Origin of the sequence: Phenylobacterium zucineum HLK1 (genome assembly GCF_000017265.1) — a bacterium.
Classification (GTDB): domain Bacteria; phylum Pseudomonadota; class Alphaproteobacteria; order Caulobacterales; family Caulobacteraceae; genus Phenylobacterium; species Phenylobacterium zucineum.
Genome location: NC_011144.1, coordinates 2,273,623 through 2,294,693, shown reverse-complemented (window position 1 = coordinate 2,294,693; position 21,071 = coordinate 2,273,623). Strand labels below are relative to the sequence as shown.

24 protein-coding genes, 1 tRNA gene and 1 pseudogene are annotated in these 21,071 nt (G+C 72.6%); 12 read left to right on the top strand and 14 right to left on the bottom strand.

Annotation, left to right across the window (positions count from 1 at the left end; genetic code table 11):
- Positions 1–86: 86 nt before the first annotated feature.
- From PHZ_RS11255 to PHZ_RS11240, 4 genes are all read right to left on the bottom strand, one after another.
- A complete protein-coding gene (locus tag PHZ_RS11255) occupies positions 87–1,016 on the bottom strand; it encodes an NAD-dependent epimerase/dehydratase family protein (protein WP_041374121.1) in 930 nt (309 codons plus the stop codon).
- Entirely contained in the window at positions 1,013–2,704 is a 1,692-nt protein-coding gene (locus tag PHZ_RS23460; RefSeq protein ID WP_012522603.1) for a fatty acyl-AMP ligase, read from the bottom strand. The genes PHZ_RS11255 and PHZ_RS23460 overlap by 4 nt, the downstream gene beginning before the upstream one ends.
- A complete protein-coding gene (locus PHZ_RS22715) occupies positions 2,701–4,065 on the bottom strand; it encodes a lipopolysaccharide biosynthesis protein (protein ID WP_012522602.1) in 1,365 nt (454 codons plus the stop codon). Before PHZ_RS22715 ends, PHZ_RS23460 begins: the two co-directional genes overlap by 4 nt.
- 137 nt (positions 4,066–4,202) lie before the next feature.
- Positions 4,203–4,278 (bottom strand) — tRNA-Lys (locus PHZ_RS11240).
- 123 nt (positions 4,279–4,401) lie between these two features.
- Between PHZ_RS11240 and PHZ_RS11235 the strand changes: the two genes are divergently transcribed.
- Entirely contained in the window at positions 4,402–4,719 is a 318-nt protein-coding gene (locus PHZ_RS11235; RefSeq protein ID WP_187149070.1) for an Hpt domain-containing protein, read from the top strand.
- A 60-nt stretch (positions 4,720–4,779) separates the two neighbouring features.
- A complete protein-coding gene (locus tag PHZ_RS11230; RefSeq protein ID WP_012522600.1) occupies positions 4,780–5,313 on the top strand; it encodes a DUF1993 domain-containing protein in 534 nt (177 codons plus the stop codon).
- On the opposite strand, the gene PHZ_RS11225 is transcribed toward PHZ_RS11230, so the two are convergent.
- Both PHZ_RS11225 and gcvA read right to left on the bottom strand, forming a co-directional pair.
- Positions 5,310–5,630 (bottom strand): chorismate mutase, encoded by a 321-nt coding sequence (locus PHZ_RS11225; protein WP_012522599.1) that lies wholly within the window; start codon positions 5,628–5,630, stop codon positions 5,310–5,312. The two genes, PHZ_RS11230 and PHZ_RS11225, sit on opposite strands and share 4 nt — an antisense overlap.
- Positions 5,631–5,649: 19 nt before the next feature.
- The gene (gene gcvA / locus PHZ_RS11220; protein WP_012522598.1) at positions 5,650–6,606 is read right to left on the bottom strand and encodes a transcriptional regulator GcvA; all 957 of its coding nucleotides are present in this window, start codon (positions 6,604–6,606) and stop codon (positions 5,650–5,652) included.
- A 174-nt stretch (positions 6,607–6,780) separates the two neighbouring features.
- Between gcvA and cobA the strand changes: the two genes are divergently transcribed.
- From cobA to PHZ_RS11190, 6 genes are read left to right on the top strand one after another with little or no spacing between them, the layout of a single operon-like run.
- Positions 6,781–7,632 (top strand): uroporphyrinogen-III C-methyltransferase, encoded by an 852-nt coding sequence (gene cobA, locus PHZ_RS11215; RefSeq protein WP_012522597.1) that lies wholly within the window; start codon positions 6,781–6,783, stop codon positions 7,630–7,632.
- Positions 7,629–7,988 (top strand): DUF2849 domain-containing protein, encoded by a 360-nt coding sequence (locus tag PHZ_RS11210; protein WP_012522596.1) that lies wholly within the window; start codon positions 7,629–7,631, stop codon positions 7,986–7,988. Before cobA ends, PHZ_RS11210 begins: the two co-directional genes overlap by 4 nt.
- An 8-nt stretch (positions 7,989–7,996) precedes the next feature.
- Positions 7,997–9,652, top strand: a complete 1,656-nt coding sequence (locus PHZ_RS11205) for a nitrite/sulfite reductase (protein ID WP_041373444.1) — start codon at positions 7,997–7,999, stop codon at positions 9,650–9,652.
- Positions 9,636–10,136, top strand: a complete 501-nt coding sequence (locus tag PHZ_RS11200; protein ID WP_012522594.1) for a DUF934 domain-containing protein — start codon at positions 9,636–9,638, stop codon at positions 10,134–10,136. The genes PHZ_RS11205 and PHZ_RS11200 overlap by 17 nt, the downstream gene beginning before the upstream one ends.
- Before the next feature lie 2 nt (positions 10,137–10,138).
- On the top strand, positions 10,139–10,876 hold the full coding sequence (locus tag PHZ_RS11195; protein ID WP_041374119.1) for a phosphoadenylyl-sulfate reductase: 738 nt from the start codon (positions 10,139–10,141) through the stop codon (positions 10,874–10,876).
- Positions 10,877–10,895: 19 nt separating this feature from the next.
- Positions 10,896–11,711: a ferredoxin--NADP reductase gene (locus PHZ_RS11190; RefSeq protein ID WP_012522592.1), complete on the top strand. Its 816-nt coding sequence runs from the start codon at positions 10,896–10,898 to the stop codon at positions 11,709–11,711.
- A 7-nt stretch (positions 11,712–11,718) separates the two neighbouring features.
- On the opposite strand, the gene PHZ_RS11185 is transcribed toward PHZ_RS11190, so the two are convergent.
- The 4 genes and pseudogenes from PHZ_RS11185 to PHZ_RS11175 all read right to left on the bottom strand — a co-directional run bounded on the left by PHZ_RS11185 (position 11,719) and on the right by PHZ_RS11175 (position 14,401).
- Positions 11,719–12,963, bottom strand: coding sequence for a DUF2254 domain-containing protein (locus PHZ_RS11185; protein ID WP_041373443.1), 1,245 nt, complete (start codon positions 12,961–12,963; stop codon positions 11,719–11,721).
- Between the two features lie 88 nt (positions 12,964–13,051).
- Positions 13,052–13,171: pseudogene (locus PHZ_RS23835) on the bottom strand (AAA family ATPase); the annotation flags it as partial.
- Between the two features lie 28 nt (positions 13,172–13,199).
- Entirely contained in the window at positions 13,200–13,679 is a 480-nt protein-coding gene (locus PHZ_RS11180) for a 3D domain-containing protein (protein ID WP_041373442.1), read from the bottom strand.
- Positions 13,680–13,888: 209 nt separating this feature from the next.
- A complete protein-coding gene (locus PHZ_RS11175; protein ID WP_236611819.1) occupies positions 13,889–14,401 on the bottom strand; it encodes a GNAT family N-acetyltransferase in 513 nt (170 codons plus the stop codon).
- Between the two features lie 105 nt (positions 14,402–14,506).
- Here PHZ_RS11175 and PHZ_RS11170 point away from each other — a divergent pair, with 105 nt between their 5' ends.
- Genes PHZ_RS11170 through folD form a run of 4 tightly spaced genes read left to right on the top strand, consistent with a single transcriptional unit; the run spans position 14,507 to position 17,517 of the window.
- Positions 14,507–15,088: a glutathione S-transferase family protein gene (locus tag PHZ_RS11170; RefSeq protein ID WP_012522589.1), complete on the top strand. Its 582-nt coding sequence runs from the start codon at positions 14,507–14,509 to the stop codon at positions 15,086–15,088.
- 40 nt (positions 15,089–15,128) lie between these two features.
- Positions 15,129–16,148, top strand: a complete 1,020-nt coding sequence (locus PHZ_RS11165; RefSeq protein WP_012522588.1) for a phospholipase C/P1 nuclease family protein — start codon at positions 15,129–15,131, stop codon at positions 16,146–16,148.
- Complete coding sequence (locus PHZ_RS11160) at positions 16,148–16,606, top strand: NUDIX domain-containing protein (RefSeq protein WP_012522587.1); 459 nt, start codon at positions 16,148–16,150, stop codon at positions 16,604–16,606. The genes PHZ_RS11165 and PHZ_RS11160 overlap by 1 nt, the downstream gene beginning before the upstream one ends.
- Positions 16,607–16,623: 17 nt before the next feature.
- Positions 16,624–17,517, top strand: coding sequence for a bifunctional methylenetetrahydrofolate dehydrogenase/methenyltetrahydrofolate cyclohydrolase FolD (folD, locus tag PHZ_RS11155; protein ID WP_012522586.1), 894 nt, complete (start codon positions 16,624–16,626; stop codon positions 17,515–17,517).
- Between the two features lie 6 nt (positions 17,518–17,523).
- Here the strand turns inward: folD and PHZ_RS11150 are convergent, their stop codons facing one another.
- From PHZ_RS11150 to PHZ_RS11135, 4 genes are read right to left on the bottom strand one after another with little or no spacing between them, the layout of a single operon-like run.
- A complete protein-coding gene (locus PHZ_RS11150; RefSeq protein ID WP_012522585.1) occupies positions 17,524–18,630 on the bottom strand; it encodes a patatin-like phospholipase family protein in 1,107 nt (368 codons plus the stop codon).
- A 15-nt stretch (positions 18,631–18,645) separates the two neighbouring features.
- Positions 18,646–19,281 carry an ABC-type transport auxiliary lipoprotein family protein gene (locus PHZ_RS11145; RefSeq protein WP_012522584.1) on the bottom strand — a complete coding sequence of 212 codons (636 nt, stop codon included), beginning with the start codon at positions 19,279–19,281 and terminating at the stop codon, positions 18,646–18,648.
- Positions 19,278–20,249: an MlaD family protein gene (locus tag PHZ_RS11140; RefSeq protein WP_012522583.1), complete on the bottom strand. Its 972-nt coding sequence runs from the start codon at positions 20,247–20,249 to the stop codon at positions 19,278–19,280. The genes PHZ_RS11145 and PHZ_RS11140 overlap by 4 nt, the downstream gene beginning before the upstream one ends.
- 10 nt (positions 20,250–20,259) lie before the next feature.
- Positions 20,260–21,063 (bottom strand): ABC transporter ATP-binding protein, encoded by an 804-nt coding sequence (locus tag PHZ_RS11135; protein WP_049758412.1) that lies wholly within the window; start codon positions 21,061–21,063, stop codon positions 20,260–20,262.
- Positions 21,064–21,071 lie beyond the last annotated feature (8 nt).

The following is a 21,071-nucleotide window of genomic DNA, read 5'->3' as shown; positions in this document are numbered from 1 at the left end:
CACACATCGCTTGCGCAGCGGGGGTACCTAAGCACGTTGGCCTAGGATTTCCACCTTCCGCTGCGCCGCACGTCACAAAACCGCAGCTAATGTTTCAACCAGCCGGCGGCCCTATACCACGCCACCGTGTCCCGAAATCCCCCCGAAAGCGTGTGCCGCGGGGGCGGCAGGTCCTCGGCCCGCTCGGCGGGCGGGATGCTCCAGTCGGGATGCAGCAGCTCGCGCGCCTTGCCCGAGGTCAGCATCGGCGCCGCCCCCAGCGCGGCGCTGAAATCATTTGTGATTCCGACGAGATGGACCAGCGCCTTCGGAATCCGGGCGAGGCGCGGGGCGCGCCCCACGGCGCGGGCGGCCTCGGCCATCAGCTCGGGCCAGCCGTAGCCCTCGGGGCGATCGTCGCTCAGCGCCACGGTGCGGCCGGGCGCCCGGTCGGCGAGCGCGGCGATCTGGCGCGCCGCGTCCTCCACGTGGATCATGCCCACCCGCGCGGTCCGGTTGAGCACGGGCAGCACCGGCAGCCGGCAGGCCGCCTGGAAGACCGGCAGCAGCTCGCGGTCGCCGGGGCCGTAGATCGCCGGCGGGCGGGCGATGGTGAGTCGCGGCCCCAGCGCCTCGGCCATCGCGTCCTCGGCGGCGCGCTTGCTGGCGGCGTAGGGCGACAGGGCCGGCTCCCGCGCCGCCAGGCTCGAGACCAGCAGCACGTGGGGGACCTCGCCGGCGGCCGCCGCCAGCCGGCGCGCGCCCTCCCGGTTCACCGCCGCGAAATGGCCGGCGCTGCGGGCCTTCACCAGGGCCGCGCCGTGGATCACGGCGTCGGCGCCGCGGCACAGGGCCTCCAGGGCCCGCGAATCGGCCAGGTCGCCCAGCACCAGCTCGGGCTCCAGGTCGCGCCACAGGGGATCGAAGGGATCGCGCCGCGCCAGGATGCGCACGCGCCAGCCGTCCTCGGCCAGCGCGCGGACGATCCGGCGGCCGAGGAAGCCGGTGGCGCCGGTGACGGCGGCGAGCCGCGTCAGGCCGGCTCCTCCGCCCGGAAGGCGCCCGCCAGGTACAGCGCCTTGGCCTTGGACCGGCTGAGCTTGCCCGACGAGGTCTGCGGCAGGGCGTGCGCCCCCACCAGCTCCACGTGGGCCTCCACGCCGTGCCGGGCCCGGAGCAGGGCGGCGACGTCGTCGGCCAGCGCCCGGCGCGCCTCGGGATCGCTGGTGCGCGCCTGCACCAGCACGACCAGCTGCTCGCCCTCGTCGCGGTCGACCGAGAACGCGGCCACGTCGCCGCTGCGCAGCTTGCCGATCTCGCTCTCGGCGGACCATTCCAGGTCCTGCGGCCAGACGTTCCGGCCGTTCAGCAGGATCAGGTCCTTGGCGCGGCCCGTCGGCACGATCTCGCCCTCGACCAGGAAGCCCAGGTCGCCGGTGTCGAGCCAGCCGTCCGGCCCCAGCACCTTGGCCGAGGCCTCGGGCTCGCCGAAATAGCCGCGCATCAGGCTGGGGCCCCGCACGAACACCCGGCCGACCTTCAGCTCGGGCAGGGCGGCGCCCGCCTCGTCGCGGACCTCCAGCTCGTGGCCGGGCAGCACCGGCCCGCAGCGGACGAAGGCCCGGCTGCGGCCTTCCCGGCCGCCGACGACCACGCCGTCGCGCTCCATCCGGTCGACGTCGACGGTCTCGAACCGCAGTCCCTGGCCCAGCGGCGCCATGGTCAGCGCCAGCGTCGCCTCGGCCATGCCGTAGCTGGCGACGAAGGCCGTGGGGGAGAAGCCGGCGGGCGCGAACGTCTCGGCGAAGGCCATCAGCGGGCCCGGCCGCACCATGTCGCCGCCGCAGCCGGCGATCCGCCAGGCCGACAGGTCCAGCCCCTCGCGCGTGCCGTCGCCGCGGCGGGCGCACAGCTCGTAGCCGAAGGTCGGGCTGTACGAGATCGTCGCCCGGTTCTTCGACATCAGGTCCAGCCACAGCAGCGGCCGGCGCACGAAGGCGCCCGTGGGCATCAGGTCCACGGTCATCTGGCTGGCCAGCGGGGCCATCAGGAAGCCCACCAGGCCCATGTCGTGATAGAGCGGCAGCCACGAGAACGCCCGGTCGGCCGGGACCACCTTCAGCCCGTCGCGGGTGATCGCGGTGGTGTTGGCCATCAAGGCGCTGTGGGTGCAGAGGACGCCCGTCGGGTGCCGCGTGCTGCCCGAGGAGAACTGCACGTAGCAGGGATCGTCCGGCGTCGGCGCGGGCAGGTCGGCGGCGGGCGCCTCGGGCAGGTCCTGGACGCGGGCCGCGAGCCTCACGCCGGCGGCCTGCGCCGCCTCCTGCAGCCACGGGATCAGGGCCTCGGGGCCGAACACGGCCGAGGCCTGCGCCGAGCCCAGCATCCGGCCGATCTGCTCCACATAGGCCTCGCGGCCGCCCAGCGGCGCGGGCGTCACCCGGGCGTGCTGGCAGGCGAAGAAGGCGACCACGAAGTCGGCGTCGGTCTCGGCGACGAGGCCCACGCGGTCGAACGGCCGGATCCCGGCCGCCAGGATGCGCGCGGCCAGGGCGCGGGCCCGCTCGCGCAGCTCGGCGTAGGACAGGGCGAGCACCAGCTCGCCGCGCAGGCCGTAGAGGTTCACGCCCGTGGGCCCCTGGGCGGCGAAGTCCAGCGCCTCGGTCAGGGTGGCGAACCCGCCCAGTCGGAAGGGCCGGTCGGGAGCGGTGGGGGTAGGGGTCAAGCTTCGCCTTTCAGACTGTCGTCGGAACCGGAGGGGGGCGGCGTCTCCCGGCGCCGGGTCCCGTTCTCCCTCAGGATGAACCCGAGCAGGCCCAGGGCCATGGCGGCGGCCGCCGCGACCAGGCCTGCGCCGGCTCCTGTAAGGCCGAACGCGCTCACGAGGAAGGGGAGTGCGACAAGGAAGGCCGCGCTGACCGCCAGCCGCACCCGCACCGCGAGCCCCGGCTTGCCCAGCGAGACCAGCATCGGCTCCAGCGGCAGGGCGAAGATGCCGATCACCGCGGCGGCCACCTGCCAGGTCATCACCCCCGCCGCCGGGGCGAAGGCCTTGCCCATCACCAGGCTCAGCAGCGGGCCGCCCGCGACGGCCGCGACGCCCAGCAGCACGATCCCCACGCCGCCGGCCAGCACGGCCACGTGCCGCACCAGCCGCCACATCGCGTCGTGCCGGTCGCCGGCCCGCAGCCGCGCCAGTTCCGGATAGAGGGCCGGGGTGAGCAGCTTGGCCGGCTTGGCGATGGCGTCGGCCACCTGCCGGCCCACCCGCCAGAACGCCGCCTGCGCCGGTCCGACCAGGGCGCCGACCAGCAGGGTCGCCACATGGGTGAAGGCCACGTCCAGCGTCGCCGCCAGGTTGGTGTTCCAGGCGAAGCGCCAGACGCCCGGCAGGCCTTCGGCCAGTCGCCCGCGCCACGAGAAGCCCGCCAGCAGGTCGCGCCGCCGCAGCTCGATCAGCGCCATGGCGATCAGGTAGATCCAGCCGGCCAGGCTGCCCGCCGCCCAGGCCAGCAGGAAGGCCGGCACCCCGCCGCCCGCCGCCCAGGCGACCCCGCTGCCCAGCAGCCGCACGAAGCCGACCAGCGCCGTCTGCTGGGCCAGCACGTCGAAGCGGTCGAACAGCCGGTGCAGCCCCATCGGGGTCGCCGACACCAGGAACACGATGCTCAGCATGTAGAGCGCGGCGACCGGCGCCATGGCCCCGTCCCAGCCCAGCTCGTCGGCGAAGACGAAGGCGCCGGCCACGCCGATGGCGACGCCCAGCACGGTGCTGGCCACGTCCAGCACGATGGTGAACCGCAGCATCCGCTGGAAGGCCGTCCGGTCGTGCTCGGCCAGCGGCCGCGCGCCGTAGTGGATCACCGTCTGCCAGGACTGGAACTTGACCACGTCGCCGAGGAACTGGGCGAAGGCGGTGATCAGCACCAGCACGCCCATCTGCGCCGCGCCCAGGCTGCGGCCGGCGACCGCCAGGTACGCGAGCCCCAGCACCGCGTTCACCGAACGCCCGCCCAGCAGCACGCCCGCATTCGCCACCACCCGCTTCAGGATGGCGCCGACGCCGGCTTCGGCCTGCGCGGTCATGCCTGGCTCCGGTCCGTGGTCATCGATCTCGCCCGCGCCGCCCCCGCCGCAGATGGCCCGTCGCCAGATAACATGGGGGCTCCGGACGCGTCGCCCCGCGACGCCCGCCCTAACGGCCTGGATTCAGAGGGGGAAAGTGGTGGGTGTACAAGGATTCGAACCTTGGACCCGCTGATTAAGAGTCAGCTGCTCTACCAACTGAGCTATACACCCGTCCCGGCTCCGGCGCCCTTGCGGGGGCCGGCGGCGAGGGCGCGGAACATACGCAAAAAAGCGGCGTTGGCAAGGCGGTTGAGGCGCGGAATGTCGACAGGGCCCGGAAGCGGCGGCGGAGCGGTGGATTTCGACCACCTGGAGACGTACTGCGCCGGCGACATGCAGGTGGTCACCGACGTCCTGGTCGTCTTCCGCGAGCAGGCGCAGGCCTGGGCCGAGCGGCTGGCCGATCCCGGCGAGGGCGGGCCAAGCGAGGGTTGGCGCGACCTGGCCCACACCATCAAGGGCGCGGCGCGGGGCATCGGCGCCCTGGCGCTGGGCGAGGCGGCCGACCGGGCCGAGCACGGCGCCCCCTCCGACCTTGCCGCCGTGCGGGCCGAGCTGGACGCGGCGGTGGCCGAGGTCGAGGGCTATCTCACCCGCATCGGCGGCGGCTAGCGGCGTTCGGCCGCGGCGCCTATCTCCCACCCCTCAACCTTGGCCTTGGAGGTCCGCCGCATGTCGCTTTCGCTCTACGAAGCCTCGATCCCCGTCTACCTGCAGATGCTGCGCAACCTCGCGGCCCTCCTCGACAAGGCCGAGGCCCACGCGAAGGCGGAGGGGCGCGACCCCGACGCCTATGCCGGGGCGCGCCTGATCGAGGACATGCATCCGCTGAACCGGCAGATCCACATGGCCAGCGACGCGGCCAAGGGCGGCGCGGCCCGGCTCGCCGGGCTGGCCCCGCCCAGCTTCCCCGACGTCGAGACCACCTTCCCGGAGCTGCGCGAGCGGATCGGGAAGACCATCGCCTTCGTCGAGAGCGTGAAGCCCGAGCAGGTGAACGGGCGCGAGGAGGCCACGATCGAGCTGCCGCTGCCGAACCGCACGCTCACCTTCACCGGCCGCGACTTCCTGCTGAAGTTCTCGCTGCCGAACTTCTTCTTCCACGTGACGACCGCCTACGCGCTGCTGCGCAAGGAAGGCGTGCCGCTGGGCAAGCTGGACTACCTGGCCGGCGCCGTTCCGCTGGCGCAGGCCGAACCCGCCTAGCTGCGGATCCGGTCCCAGACGCCGAACTCGTAGCGGATGCACTGCTCGATCAGCGTGCGCCAGACGGGTTCGGCGATCTCCTCCGACAGGCCCATGCGCCGCGCCTCGGCCTTCACCTTGGCCACCACGTCCTCGACCCGGGCGTTGTCGCGGACCGTCTCGCGGTCCTGCTTGATGCGCGCGGCGGCGTCCATGTAGCGCTGGCGCTCGGCCAGCAGCGCCACGAGCTGGCGGTCGAGGGCGTCCACCCCCTTCCGGACTTCGGCCATGGTGGTGCAGTCCGCGGGCGCGGGGCGGTCTTCGGTGATCAGCGTCATGACTCTCGTCGTCTGGTCGTCAGATGCCGGCGCCGTTGTCGATGGCCGCGAGCGCCGCTTCGTGCGCGCGGGCCTCCGCTTCGATCCAGCCGATGAAGGCCTTCACCTGCGGCAGCCGACCCTTGGCTTTGGGATGGACGAGGTAATAGGCGAAGTCGACGGCGGTGGCGATCTGCAATGGCGCGACCAGGCGGCCGGCCTCCAGGTCGGCCTGGGCCAGCGCCCGCTTGGCCAGGGCCACGCCCCGGCCGTTGGCGGCGGCCTCGATCACCAGGCTCGACTGGTTGAAGCGCGGCCCACGCTGGCCGTCGACGCCCCGCAGGCCCCGGGCGGCCAGCCACATCGACCAGTCGGGGCAGGAATCGTCGAGGTCGGGCGAGCCGTCGTGCAGCAGCACGTGGTTGGCCAGGTCCTCCGGCGTGTCGAGCGGCTGCTGGGCCAGCAGGTCGGGGCTGATCACCGGGATCACCGTCTCGCTCATCAGCCGCGTGACCTCCAGCCCCGGATAGCGGCCGGCGCCGTAGCGGATGGCGATGTCCACCTCGCCCGCGGTCAGGTCCACCAGCTCCATGCCCGCGTTCAGCCACACGTCCACCTGCGGGTGGGCCCGCTCGAAGGCGCCCAGGCGCGGCGCCAGCCACTTGGCGGCGAAGGAGGGGGCGGCGGTCAGGGTCAGGCGCCGGCCGTCCACCGCGGCGGTGAGCAGGCTGGCGGCCTCGGCCAGGCGGTCGAACGCCTCGCGCAGGGCGGGCAGGGCGGTCTGGGCCGCGTCGGTCAGCAGCAGGCCCTTGGGGGTGCGCTTGAAGAGCGCCGCGCCGACGTAGTCCTCCAGATTCTGGATCTGCTGCGAGACCGCCCCCGGCGTCACCGCCAGCTCGTCGGCCGCCCGGCTGAAGTTGAGGTGGCGCGCGGCGGCCTCGAAGGCGCGTAGCGCATTGAGCGGCGGCAGCCGGCGACGCTGGTTGTTCCGTTCCATAGAATCTCTGACAGCCCCGGCAGAAGTCCTTGGGTTGCGAATTGGGCGCCCCGGCCACTTATTGCAAGCGTCCGCTGGTGTATCGGCCCTTTTCGCCGGCGGGCGAAAGGCGGGGCGGGCGCAAGTCCGTCCCGCTCTGATTCCAGAGTACAGCGCTTTTAGAGAACCTAAAATATGGCACAGCGAGACCTGAAGCGAAGGCGCGCCGACCGGCTCGTGGTGCTGGGCGGCGGAACCCGCGCCGCGCAGCCGGGTGCGGTCTGGCTCGTGGGCGCCGGCCCGGGCGATCCCGAGCTGCTCACCCTCAAGGCGCTGAAGGCCCTGCAGGCCGCCGACGTCGTCGTCCACGACGGCCTCGTCTCGGACGAGATCCTGGACCTCGCGCCCGCCTCGGCGCGGCGCATCTCGGTCGCCAAGCGCAAGTCGCGCCATTCCTACGCCCAGGACGAGATCAACCGCATGCTGGTCGCCTTCGCCCAGGACGGCCTGCGCGTCGTGCGCCTGAAGGGCGGCGATCCCTTCATCTTCGGGCGCGGCGGCGAGGAGCTGGAGGCCTGCCGCGCGGCGGGCGTCGAATGCCACGTCGTCCCCGGCGTCACCGCGGCCCTGGCGGCCGGGGCCAGCGCCGGCGCGCCCCTGACCCACCGCGGCTCGGCTCAGGCGGTCACCTTCGTCACCGGCCACGCCGCGCAGGGCGCCGAGCCCGACCTCGACTGGGCCAGCCTGGCGCGGGCCAACCAGACCGTCGTGATCTACATGGGCCTGTCGCAGGCCGCCGCGATCGCCGGGCGCCTGATGGCCGCCGGCCGCGATGGGGCGACGCCGGCCCTGATCGTCGAGAACGCCTCGCGCGCCGACGAGCGCCGCCTCACCACCACCCTGTCCGGCCTGGCCGAGGCCGCCGCCGCCCTGCGCGGCCCGGCCCTGCTGATCGTCGGCGAGGCCATGGCCCTGGCCCAGGAGCAGGGGGCGGCCGGGGAGGGGGCGACGCAGACCGAAACCCTGATCCGGGAGGCCCGCGCATGAAGGTGCTGACCGCCAACCGCCTCTCCGACGGGGAGGTCGTCTTCTGGAAGGCCGGCCACTGGGTCGAGCGCTTCGCCGAGGCCGAGCTGTTCGACGAGCCCGAACGCGCCGAGGAGGCCGAGGGGCAGGCGAAGTCCGCCCACACGGTCGTCGTCGACGCCTACCTGATCGACGTCGTCGAATCCGAAGGGCTCTGGGCGCCGCTCAGCTTCCGCGAGCGTATCCGCGCCCTCGGGCCCAGCAACCACACCCAGCACGGCAAGCAGGCCGCGGGCGGCGAGGACATCGCGGCCCTGCGGCGCGCCCATGGCGCGGCCCGTTCCACCGGCCGCGTCGCCCTGATCAAGCGCAAGTGAGGGCGGCCATGTACCGCTACGACGCCATCGACAAGGACTTCGTCGCCGACCGGACGGCGGAGTTCCGCGAACAGGTCGCCCGCCGCCTGGCCGGCGAGATCACCGAGGAGCAGTTCAAGCCGATCCGGCTGATGAACGGCCTCTACCTGCAGCTCCACGCCTACATGCTGCGGATCGCGATCCCCTACGGCACGCTGACCTCGAAGAAGCTGCGCAAGCTGGCCTGGATCGCTTCGACCTACGACAAGGGCTACGGCCACTTCACGACCCGGACCAACCTCCAGCTCCACTGGATCAAGCTGAAGGACGCCCCCGAGATCCTGGGGCATCTGGCCGACGTCGAGATGCACGCCATGCAGACCTCGGGCAACGTGGTCCGCAACGTGACCGCCGACCCCTATGCCGGCGCGACGGCCGACGAGCTGGACGACCCGCGCGTCTGGGCCGAGGCGATCCGCCAGTGGTCGACTCTGCACCCCGAGTTCAGCTTCCTGCCGCGCAAGTTCAAGATCGCCGTGACCGCGGCCGCCAAGGACCGCACCGCGGCCAAGATCTACGACATCGGCCTGGCCATGCGCCGGGGCCGCGACGGCGAGCTGGGCTTCGAGGTGATGGTGGGCGGGGGCCTGGGCCGCACCCCGTACCTGGGCGCGACGATCCGCGAGTTCCTGCCGACCCGCCACCTTCTGTCGTACCTGGAGGCGATCCTGCGGGTCTACAACCGCTACGGACGCCGCGACAACATCTGGAAGGCGCGCATCAAGGTGCTGGTCGCCTCGCTGGGCGCCGAGGAGTTCGCCCGCCAGGTCGAGGCCGAATGGGCCAAGTCCGACCCCGGCCACGCCGACCTGCCCGACATCGAGCTCGCCCGCATCCGCACCGACTTCCGGCCGGCGTTCGAGACGCTGCCCGCGCGCTCGGAGGCGCTGGAGACCGCCAAGGCCTCCAACCCCGCCTTCGCCCGCTTCCTCCGGCACAACGTCCACCCGCACAAGCAGCCGGGCTACGCCATCGTCGACGTCTCGCTGAAGACGCCGGGCCAGACGCCGGGCGACATCACCTCGGGCCAGATGGAGGTCGTCGCCGACCTCGCCGAGCGCTACTCGCTGGACGAGGTGCGGGTGAACTACCAGCAGAACCTGCTGCTGCCGCACGTGAAGCTGGACGACCTGCCGACCGTCTGGGCGGCGCTGGAGGCCGCCGGGCTCGCCACGCCGAACATCGACCTGATCAGCGACATCATCGCCTGCCCGGGCCTCGACTACTGCGCCCTGGCCAACGCCCGGGCGATCCCGGTGGCCCAGCACATCGCAGAGCGCTTCGCCGATCCCGAGCGGGCCGAGACGATCGGCGAGCTGAAGATCAAGATCAGCGGCTGCATCAACGCCTGCGGCCACCACCACGTCGGCCACATCGGCATCCTGGGCGTCGATAAGAAGGGCGAGGAGTTCTACCAGGTCACCCTGGGCGGCTCGGGCGAGGACGACGCGGCCCTGGGCCAGATCCTCGGTCCGGCGCTGCCCGCCGACAAGGTCACCGAGGCCGTCGAGCAGATGGTCGAGGTCTACCTGCGCGAGCGCCGCGACGGCGAGCGCTTCCTCGACACCTTCCGCCGCACGGGCGTGGCGCCGTTCAAGGAGGCCGTCTATGCCGACGCACATTAGGCTGCGCGACGGGCGCATGGCGCCTGTCGAGGACCCCTTCACCTACGTCGCCGACGACCAGGAACTCGTCCCCGGCGACGTGATCCTGTCGCTGACCCGCTTCCAGGCCGAGGGCGACCGCCTGCTGTCCGAGGGCCGCGCCGTCGGCGTCCGGCTCGAGGCGGGCGAGGAGGTGGAGGCGCTGGCCTACGACCTGCCGCGGATCGCGGTGGTCGCGCTGGCCTTCCCCAAGTTCCGCGACGGGCGCCACTATTCCAACGCCCGCATCCTGCGCGAGCGCCTGGGCTACAAGGGCGAGATCCGCGCCGTGGGCGACGTCCTGCGCGAGCAGGCGGGCTTCATGCTCCGCTGCGGCTTCGACGCCTTCGAGCCGGCCGACGGCTCGGGCGCCCAACAGTGGGAGGCCGCCACCCGCCGCTTCCGGCACGTCTACCAGCGCGCGGCCGACGATCGCGAACCCGCCTTCGTGGAGCGGGACTCATGAGCCTGGCCTACGACGCCGCACGCAGCGACACCCTGGCCGCCCGCCTCGACGCCGAGCTGCGCCGGGCGCATCCGCGCACGGTGATCGAGGCGGCGCTGGAGACCTTCGGCGACAAGCTGGCCCTGGTCTCCTCGTTCGGGGCCGAATCCGCGGTGCTGCTGCACATCGCCTCCAGGGTGGACCCCGCCATCCCGGTGCTGTTCCTCGACACCGGCATGCTGTTCGGCCAGACGCTGGACTACCGCAAGCAGCTCGCCGCCCGCCTGGGCCTGACCGACGTGCGCGACCTGCGCCCCGCCTACCAGGACCTGGCGACCACCGATCCGCAGAACAAGCTGTGGCGCACTGACACCGACGCCTGCTGCCACATCCGCAAGGTCCTGCCGCTCGACCGGGCGCTGGAGGGTTTCGAGGCCTGGGTCACCGGCCGCAAGCGCTTCCACGGCGGCGACCGCCTGAACCTGCCCGTGGTCGAGCCCTCCGACGGGAAGGTGAAGTTCAACCCGCTCGCCAACTGGACAAGGGAAGATCTCGAGGCCTATGCCGCCGAGAACGACCTGCCGGCGCATCCGCTGGTCGCCCAGGGCTTCGCCTCGATCGGCTGCTGGCCCTGCACCCAGCCGGTGGAGGAGGGCGAGGACGTCCGCGCCGGGCGCTGGAAAGGGTTGGACAAGACCGAGTGCGGCATACATCTGGTGCGCGCGCCGGGGGCCGCGAACAACGTGGGCGGCGACATCTGATCGCCGGGATAGAAAGCTGATGAACGCCGTGACCGCCGCGCAACCGGCCGCCAAAGCCTCGAGCGCCTTCTTCGTCGAGACCGTGACCTGGGTCCAGCACTGGACCGACAGCCTGTTCTCGTTCCGCACCACCCGCGACCCGGGCTTCCGGTTCCAGAGCGGTCAGTTCGTCATGGTCGGCCTGACCAAGGAGGACGGCAAGCCGCTGGTCCGCGCCTATTCCATCGCCAGCCCCGCCTGGCACGAGGAGCTGGAGTTCTACTCGATCAAGGTGCCGGACGGTCCGCTGACCTCGCGCCTGCAGCACCTGAAGGTCGGCGACGAGGTCCTGATCGGCCGCAAGCCCACCGGCACCCTCGTGCTCGACGGCCTCAAGCCGGGCAAGCGCCTCTACATGCTGGGCACCGGCACGGGCCTGGCCCCCTGGCTGTCCCTGGCCCGCGATCCCGAGGTCTACGAGCGCTTCGACGAGGTGATCGTCACCCACACCGTCCGCCAGGTGGCCGACCTGAACTACCGCGAGCTGTTCGAGCGCGACCTGCCGAAAGACGAGTACCTGGGCGAGATGATCGCCCCCAAGCTGAAGTACTACCCCACCGTCACCCGCGAGGAGTTCAAGACCCGCGGCCGGATCACCGACCTGATCGAGAGCGGCCAGATGTTCCGCGACCTCGGGACGCCGCCGTTCGACCCGGCCGTCGACCGCGTAATGCTGTGCGGCGGCCCCTCGGTGCTGGTGGACCTGAAGCAGCAGCTCCTCGACCGCGGCTTCGTCGAGGGCTCGATCGCCCAGCCCGGCGACTTCGTGCTCGAGAAGGCCTTCGTCGAGACCTGAGGCGCCGCTACGCGTCCCCGCGCAGGACCGGCGCGGAGGCGCGCCGGACCTCCAGGAAATCTCCCCTGCGCTTCAGCGCCGCGCGGGCGTGGCCCAGCGCCGCCCGCGAGAGCCTCCGCGCCGCCGCCGCCATGCGCGCGTCGTCGGTCCGGGCCAGGGCCAGCAGCGCGCGCTGCAGCTCGCACTGGAGCGAGGGATTGCTGGCGCCGTATCGCGCCACCGGGCCCAGGGCCTCCTCCAGCAGCGCGTCGATCCCCAGGGGCGGGACGGTCACGTCGGGCGGCGTGTCGGGCTCCTCCGCCTCGCGCGTCCATTCGGCCAGCAGCCGGACGGTCCGCGCGGTCACCTCGCGCGCGACGCCGAATTCGTTGACCCCGGGCGACAAGGCGCGGGCGGCGATCTCTCCGAGCACGGTCAGGCCGTAGCGCGGGTCCTGCTCGAAGGTGCGCCGGGCGCCGACCGCGATCTTGCCGCGCAGCTCCTCGGTCTCTTCGTCGGTGAGCCGGGCGCCTTCGACGGATACGAGCCTCGCGCCCGCGTGCACCAGCTCTCCCGGCAGCACCTCCAGATGCACCCGGACGCTGCGCCGCTCGGCGAACGCGGCCAGGCCGTCGAGGTCGACGTTCTGCACATAGCCCACCTCGTCGGCGGTCAGCGTGCAGTCTGGCTCCCCCGCCGGCCGGCCCTCCGAGGCGCGTGCGCACAGGATGGGCCGCGCCCGCAGCGCCTTCTCGGTGACGGCCACGACCCGGCCGACCAGGTCGCCGATCTGACCCAGCTGCGACAGCTGGCCGATCCAGCGCAGCATCGCCAGCACGACCAGCGTCAGCACCGCCAGGGTGACGAAGAACAGGATCACCCGTCCCTCGGCGCCGTAGTAGCCCGTGTGCACCGCGATGATGCCGACGATGCTGTAGACAAACGCGCCCACGAAGGTGGCCAGCGAACGGCGCACGCCCCCGTCCGAGACGAGCAGCTCGGCGGCCCGCGGCGACACGCTTCCCACCAGCGAGGTGTAGGCGGTGACCAGCGTCGCCAGCGAGAATGTCGCCACGGCGAGCATGCTGCTGGCCAGGATCGAGAGGATGTCGTCGACCGAGTCCGAGCCGAGCTTCAGCGAGAAGTCGCTTGGCACCAGATGGCCGAACTGCGCCGAGGCCAGCGCAGCGGCGATGCCGAGCGCGCTGTAGAGGCCGACCGTGACCCACAGGCGGTTGAGGGCCCGGCTGAGTTGAAAGAGCCAGCTTGGCAAGGACGGCCTCCCGCAGACCGAACGCGGCAACGGCCGCTCGGCTCCGCCCTGCCGTCGCGCTAGGCGGCGGCGGGCGGCCGCCCTCGGTGCGGATCACGGCGCGCGCGCTCTCGGGCGCGACGGCGCAGCCGAGCCCGGCGAGATGGCGCAGCAGGGTGGTCTTGCCCGCGCCGGGACCTCCGGTGAGGGCGAAGAAGCGGTCGGACATGGGGTGGCTCGCCTAGGCGAGCGAGGCGCTACGCCGGCGGGCAGCCCTTGAACTCGCCGACCTTCACGGCGGTGAGCTTGGCCAGGTTCAGCTTCTGGACCGGCTTCATCGAGGACGCGCCGCTTCCGGTGTAGAGGTCGATGCGCTCGCCCTTGATCGCGCCGCCGACGTCCGAGGCGTACCAGTAGCCGTCGTGCGTCTTGCCGTCGGGCATCTTCAGGCCGACGGTCTCCTTGATGAACAGGACGCTGCGGCGCGGGATCAGCTTCTTGTCGATGGCGACCGTGCGCATGGCCACGACCTTGCAGCCCAGGCTGTCCAGGGCGCCGACGCCCTTGGCGCCCGCATGATAGAGCGTGGCCTTCAGGTTGAAGACCGGCGCGCCCGGCAGGCTGCCGGTCATCACCGAGGTGATCAGGTCGCCGACGGGATCGTTCGGCGCGGCTTGCGCGTTTGAGGCCGTGGCGATGAGGGAAAAGGCGGCCAGGGCGGCGAGGCGGCGTCGCATGGACGGCGTCCTCCTTCGTCGTTGAACTGGTGCCCGAGTCCTAGCGGTATCGCTCCCGCGCGGCAACCCCGCGGGCCCATCCGTCGCATGCTCGTCAGAAATTCTCATCGCGCTGCGGGCGTCAGCCAATTGATCTTGCGGGGAATTTTGGCGTGCAGACGCTCGTCGGACCGGCCGGGTCGCATGCAAATCTGCAGCCGCCGGTCGGCTCAGGCGGGGAGTCGGCGGACCATGTAGCGGGCGTCTTCGCCGTAGCTGGCGAGCTTTTCGGCCAGGCGCGGGTCCTGCACCGTCTCGAACCCCAGCCGCCGCCAGAAGCCTTCCGCATCGTTGACCGCGACGAGGGAGATGGCCGGCCAGCCGTCCTCGCGCGCCCGGCGGACGAGCGCCTCGACCGCCGGCCTGGCGAGCCCGCGCCCGCGCAGTCTCGGGTCCAGCGCCAGATCGTGCAGGTAGAGGACGTCGGCGCCCTCGGGCAGGGCGTCCAGGCCGGTGTTGAGCGCCGGCGCCGAACCTAGCCGCCACGGATAGGCGATCAGGTAGCCGACCACCTCGCCGGCGTCCTCCAGCGCGAAACAGCCCTGCGGATGCAGCGCCAGCCGGTCGGCGAAGCATCCGCGGTCCTCGAAGTGGTGCGGGAAGGCGAGGGCGGCGACGCGGACCACCCCGTCCAGGTCGCGGGTCTCCATGGGCCGCCAGCGGGCGGGCGCATCGTCGGTCATGGGCGGACATTGCGGACGTCGGCTCTCGATGTCGAGCCGAGCGGAATCGCTTGATCCCGCGCCCATTTGGCATAACAGCGCCGCTTGGAACCGGGAGGCGGGCGCATGGAAATCTATGGGGACTCCAAGTCGGGGAACTGCCTGAAGGTGAAGTGGACGGCCGACTACCTGGGCCGGCCCTACCGCTGGATCGAGCTGGACGTGCTGAAGGGCGAGTCCCGCACGCCGCAGTTCCTGGCGATCAATCCGGCCGGCCAGGTCCCCACGGTGGTCCTGCCGGGCGGGCAGCCGCTGGCCCAGTCGAACGCCATCATCCTGCACCTCGCCGAGGGCTCGGACCTGATCCCCGACGCGGCCTACGACCGCGCCCGGATGCTGGAGTGGATGTTCTGGGAGCAGTACAGCCACGAGCCCTATGTCGCCGTCGCCCGCTTCCAGGTGCGCTACCTGGGCAAGGACCCGGCCGACCTCGATCCCAAGCTGGTGGAGCGCGGGCAGGCCGCCCTGCAGCGGCTGGAGGACGGCCTCGTCGCCTCGCCGTTCCTGGTGGGCGAGCGCCTCAGCCTCGCCGACGTCGCGCTGGTGGCCTACACCCGCATGGCCGGGGAGGGCGGCTTCCGCCTCGCCGACTATCCGCGCGTCCAGGCCTGGATCGGCCGCGTCGAGCCGGCGCTCGGCATCGCCTGAGCCGCTTGCGTTCGGCCGTGCGAGCCCGCAAACCGGGCGCATGAAACGTCTCCTCCCGCTGGCCCTCGCCGGCGCGCTCGCCGCGCCCCTGGCCGCCGCCCCGACCGCCGCCCTCGCCTGGGGCAGCGCCGGCCACCGCATGGCCGGCGAGGCCGCGGCGCGCGCCCTGCCGCCGCAGCTCCCGGCCTTCCTGCGCAGCCGGGACGGCGTGCGCGAGATCGGCGAGCTGTCGCGCGAGCCCGACCGCTCCAAGGGCTCGGGGAAGATCCACGACCACGACCGCGACGCGGCCCACTTCGTGGACATCGACGAGGCGGGCAGGGTGCTGGGCGGCCCGCCGTTCGCCCCCCTGCAGGCCACCCGCAACGACTACGAGACCGCGCTGCGGGCCCACCAGCTCGACACGCCCAAGGCCGGCTACCTGCAGTTCGCCATCGTCGACCGCTACCAGCAGCTGACCACCGACTTCGCCTACTGGCGCGTGCTGAAGGCGGCCGAAGCCAATCCCGCCTGGAAGAAGAACCGCGCCTGGTTCAAGGCCGACCGCAAGCGCCGCGAGGGTCTGATCCTGCGCACCCTCGGCGAGCTGTCGCACTTCGTCGCCGACGGCGGCCAGCCGCTGCACACCTCGATCCACTACAACGGCTGGGGCGACTATCCGAACCCGCAGGGGTTCACCACCGCCCGCATCCACGGCCCCTTCGAGGGCGATGTGGTGAAGGCCGGCGTCCGGCCGGCCGCCGTCGAGGCCAGGGTCGCCCCCTTCCGGTCCTGCGCCTGTCCCATCGAGCAGCGGGTGGCGGACTACCTGCTGGCCAGCAACCGCTGGACCGTGCCGCTCTACGAGCTGGAGAAGGCGGGGGGCCTGACGCCCGGCGACCCGCGCGGCGCGGCCTTCGCCACCGAGCGCCTCGCCGTCGGCGCCTCGGAGCTGCGCGATCTCGTGGTCGAGGCCTGGGACGCCAGCGCCCGCCACAAGGTCGGCTGGCGCCCCGTGGCCGTGCAGGACGTGCTGGCGGGCAAGGTCGATCCCTGGCCCGCCCTCTACGGGATCGACTGATGCCGGCCCCGCAGTTCGGCCGCCCCGAGCCCGGCCGCAGCTACAGGGACCGTCCCGCCGCCTTCGGGATCGTCGAGCGCGACGGCCGGATCGCCGTGGTGCGCGTCGCGAAGCCCGGCCATCCGGCCTGGATCGACCTGCCCGGCGGCGCCCTCGATCCCGGCGAGAGCGCCGAGCAGGCCGTGGTGCGCGAGTACGGCGAGGAGACCGGGCTGAAGGTCGCGGCCGGCGAGGCCTACGCCCGCGCCGACCAGATGTTCGTCAACACCGACGGCGAGGCGTTCAACAACCGCGCCACGTTCTTCCGGCTGTCGCTGCAGGGCGAGGACCCGGCCCTGAAGATTGAGGACGACCATGCGCTGGCGTGGCTGGACCCGCAGGAGGCGCTCACCGCCCTGCGCCACGAGGCCCACGCCTGGGCCGTCGCCGCATGGCTGAGATTGCGCGCGCGCGCCTGAACCGCTAGCAGCGCGCCATGACGGCGAAGATCATCGACGGCAAGGTCCTGGCCGAGCGCCTGCGCGGCCAGGTGGCGGACGAGGTGGCGCGGCTGCGCGCCGACTACAGGCTCCAGCCGGGCCTGGCGGTGGTGCTGGTGGGCGAGGATCCCGCCTCCCAGGTCTATGTGCGGTCCAAGGGCGAGCACTCCCTGGCCGTGGGCATGCACTCGGTCACCCACCGGCTGCCGGCCGACACCCGGCAGGACGAGCTGCTGCGCCTGGTCGCCGAGCTCAACGCCGACCCGCTGATCCACGGCATCCTGGTCCAGCTTCCGCTGCCGAAGCACCTGGACGAGAAGGCGGTGATCGCCGCCATCAGCCCCGACAAGGACGTCGACGGCCTGCATGTGGTCAACGCCGGGCGCCTGGCCAGCGGCCTGCCGGCGCTGGTGCCCTGCACCCCGCTGGGCTGCCTCATCATGCTGCGCGAGACCCTCGGCGACCTGACGGGCAAGCGCGCCGTCGTCGTCGGCCGCTCGCTGCTGGTGGGCAAGCCGGTGGCCCAGCTCCTGCTGCAGGCCGACTGCACCGTCACCATCGCCCACTCCCGCACCGTCGACCTGCCCGCCGTCTGCCGCGAGGCCGACATCCTGGTGGCCGCCGTGGGCCGTCCGCGGATGATCCGCGGCGACTGGATCAAGCCGGGGGCGACGGTGATCGACGTGGGCATCAATCGCGTGCCGTTCGACGATCCCGAGAAGGCCGCCCAGGGCAAGACCAAGCTGGTCGGCGACGTCCACTACAAGGAGGCGCTGCAGGTCGCCGGCGCGGTGACCCCCGTCCCCGGCGGCGTCGGCCTGATGACCGTCGCCTGCCTGCTGCAGAACACCGTCACGGCCGCCAAGCGCCTGGCCGGCATCGAGGGCTAGCCCGCCCTAGTCCTCCCGCCAGAGGCGGCCCTGCTGCGCCATCTCCGCGCCGTGGGCGAACATCCGCGACATCGCCTCGCGGTCGAAGCGCAGCATGTTGGCCCCGTCCCAGTCGGCCGGGATCCAGGCGCTGTGCAGGAGAAAGCCGTTCAGCTCGCAGAACGCGGCCACCGAGCGCAGCGCCCCGCGATAGGTCGAGCGCAGCATCAGCTCGAAGCTGCGCACCAGCACCGGCACCACCCCCAGCGGCGTGGGCCGGGGGGAGGGATCCAGGGCGGTGTTGATCAGCACATAGACCTCGGCCCGGGCCAGGGGACGGTTCTGCGCCTTCCTCAGGATCAGCGGCTCGGGGACCACGAAGAGGGGGCTGATCGCCCCGCCGTCGACGTGCATCTCCTCATAGGTCTCGCCGCCGCTCTCCACCCGGATCAGCTTGGGCGGGAAGACGCCGGGCACGCTGGCCGAGGCCACCAGCACATCGGCGAACAGGGCCAGCGCCTCGGGCCCGCCGCGGGCGGCGATGGCGCCCAGGTCCCAGATGCAGGTCGTCTGGGCGTCCAGGTTCGCCGTGGCCGCCAGCAGCCGCCGGCCGCCGCGGTGGGCCTCGGCCACCGCCGCCAGCAGCGCCTCGTCCACGTAGCGGGCGACCAGGCCCGCCAGCCGCTCGGCCGGATAGAGGCTGGGGCCGGGCCGGACGGCGGCCAGCCCCAGCATCTCGGCCGCGTATCCGCCGGTGTAGGCGTCCGCCAGCCGCGCGTCCCAGTCGGGGCCGAGGAAGGCGAAGGGCGCGATCAGTGCCCCGGTGCTGACCCCCGTCACGAGGTCGAAGGTCGGCCGCTCGCCCGAGCGGGTCAGGCCCACCAGCGCTCCGGCGCCGAACGCCCCGCCCGCGCCGCCGCCCGAGAGCGCCAGCACCTGGATCGGCGCGTCCGCGGCATGGCCGGCGCCGTTGCGCGAGAGCTGGAAGAAGCGGGCCGCGGCCTCCAGGTCGTCCACCAGCGACAGCCGCACGCCCGGGAAGCCGGCGGGATCGGCGGCGGCCCCCGGCGGCGGGGGCGGGGCGCGGCGGCGGGGCCGAAGCGGCCTGCGGGGGGCGTCGGGGGAAAGCGGCATCGGCGGGTCCGGGCGTCAGGCGGCCGGCGAGACCTGCCCGTTGGTCCAGGCCGTGATCTCGCCCAGCACCTCGGCGACGGCCTCGTCGTAGGCCTCGACGATCGACGAGACGCGGTTGCCGCTCGCGCGGACCTGGGCCTCGAACAGGCGGTCCGTCGAGCCTTCCCCGCCGCGCGCCAGGGCCGCCCGCACCCGCACCAGCACCATGGGCGCGGCCTTGCCGCCGCGGTCGTAGTGGGTCTCGAAGTTGCGCACGTCGAGGCGCAGGACGTACTGCGCCGGCGCCGGCTCGCCGCGCGGGATCAGCCGCACGGGTCCGGGCGAGGCGTCGAACGCCGCCGTCACCGCCTGGTTGAACAGGGTGGAGGCGGGCGCCACCCAGCGGGTCTCGGCGATGTAGGCCACCTTGCCGCCCGTGACGGTCAGGATGCGGTCGCCCGCGGCCTCCCGCTGGAAGGCGCCGTTGACCCGGAACACCGGGACCTCCGCCGCGGCCGGCGCGGCGGCGGCCGGCTCGCTCCCGCCCAGCGCCGGCTGGCCGAAGCGGTACAGCGTGGCCTTCTCGCCCCCGCCCAGGAGAGCGCAGCCCCCGAGGGAGAGCGAGAGGGAGAGGGCGAGGGCGGCCAGCGCGCCCAGGCGGATCGTCGTCATTGGGGCACCTTCACTTCCTCGGACCTCTTGGACACCGACCCGGCGATGCCGCGCGACTGCAGCTCGTTGAGCAGACGCTCCAGCGACTCGGCCGTCTCCTGCAGCTGGCTCACCGAGGCGGTGATCTGCGGCAGGCCGTTGGTGGCGAAGTCCGTCGTCGGCCCCTGCAGGCGGCCGACCATGGTCCGCACGTCGGCGGCGGCGGCTCGGGCCTCCTCGGCGGCGTCGGCCAGGTTGCGGGTCGTGCGCCGCCCGTCGGTCTCGATCAGGTCGCGCGTGGAGCGGGTCAGCAGGGTGATCTCGGCGGTGGCCTCCTCGACCCGCTGCAGCGCCTGCTGGGCGTCGGCGATGATCGCCTTGCGCTCGCGCAGCTCGGCGGTGACCGCCTGGGTGTCGGACAGCGCGGCCGAGAACGTCTTGATGTTCTCGTCGGACAGGACCCGGTTCACCCGGTCCAGGGCCTCGATGGTGCGCGTCAGCACGGTGCCGCCGCCCTCCAGCAGGTCCGACAGGGTGCTGCGCTGGCTGCGCAGCACGGGGATGCACTCTCGGCCGATGCCGATCCCCTCGCGCTCGCAGCGCTTCTGGGCCTCGTCCTTCAGCAGCGGCCTGGACGGCGTGCCGGCGGTGATCTGGATGTAGTTCACCCCGGTGATCCCCTGCGGCTCGAGGGTGGCGTAGGAATCCACCCGGATCGGCACGTCCGAGGTCACCTGCACCCGGGCGATCACCCGGCTGGGGTTGGTGCGGTCGAGGGCGATCTTGGTGACCTCGCCGACCTTGATGCCGTTGAACTGCACCTCGCCGCCCTCGGAGAGGCCGCGCACCGGGCCCTGGAAGAGGATGTCGTAGGTGTCGTTCGCCTGGGCGAACTGGAACCGCGCCAGCCAGACGATGAAGATGGCCAGGGCCGCCACCAGGATCAGGGTGGACAGGCCCACGAGCGCGTAGTTGGCGTTCTTCTCCATCAGGCCTCTCTCATCCCTTGTCGCCCGCCTTGGCCGCCTTGGCGGCCCGGCCGCGGGGACCGAGGAAATACTCGCGGATCCAGGGATGGTCCGCCTTCTCCAATTCCTTCACCGGCGCGGTCGCGACCACCGTCTTGTCGGCGATCACGGCCACCCGGTCGGTGATCTCATACAGCGTGTCGAGGTCGTGGGTGATCATGAACACCGTCAGGTCCAGGCTCCGCGACAGGTCCAGGATCAGGGCGTCGAACGCGGCCGCCCCGATCGGGTCGAGGCCCGCGGTGGGCTCGTCGAGGAACAGCAGCTCGGGATCCAGGGCCAGGGCGCGCGCCAGGCCGACGCGCTTGCGCATGCCGCCCGACAGCTCCGACGGCTTCAGGGCCCCGGCGTCGGGGCGCAGGCCCACGAGGGCGATCTTCAGCGTGGCGAGCTCGTCGATCTCCTTACGGGAGAGGTTCGTGTGCTCCTGCATCGGCGCGGCCACGTTCTCCTTCACCGTCAGGTTCGAGAACAGGGCGCCCGCCTGGAACAGGACGCCCCAGCTGCGCTCCAGCGCCGACCACTTGCGGCGCGAGGCCGTGGAGATGTCGGCGCCCAGCACCTTCACCTGGCCGTCCTCGGGCGCCTTCAGCCCGATGATGGTGTTCAGCAGCACCGACTTGCCCGAGCCCGAGCCGCCGACGACGCCCATGATCTCGCCCCGGCGGACGGTGAGGTCCAGGTCCTTGTGGACGACGTGGTCGCCGAACTGCGAGCGCAGGCCGCGCACCTCGATGGCCGGGCCGTCGCCCTCCAGCAGCTCGTCCTCGCCCAGAACGGCTT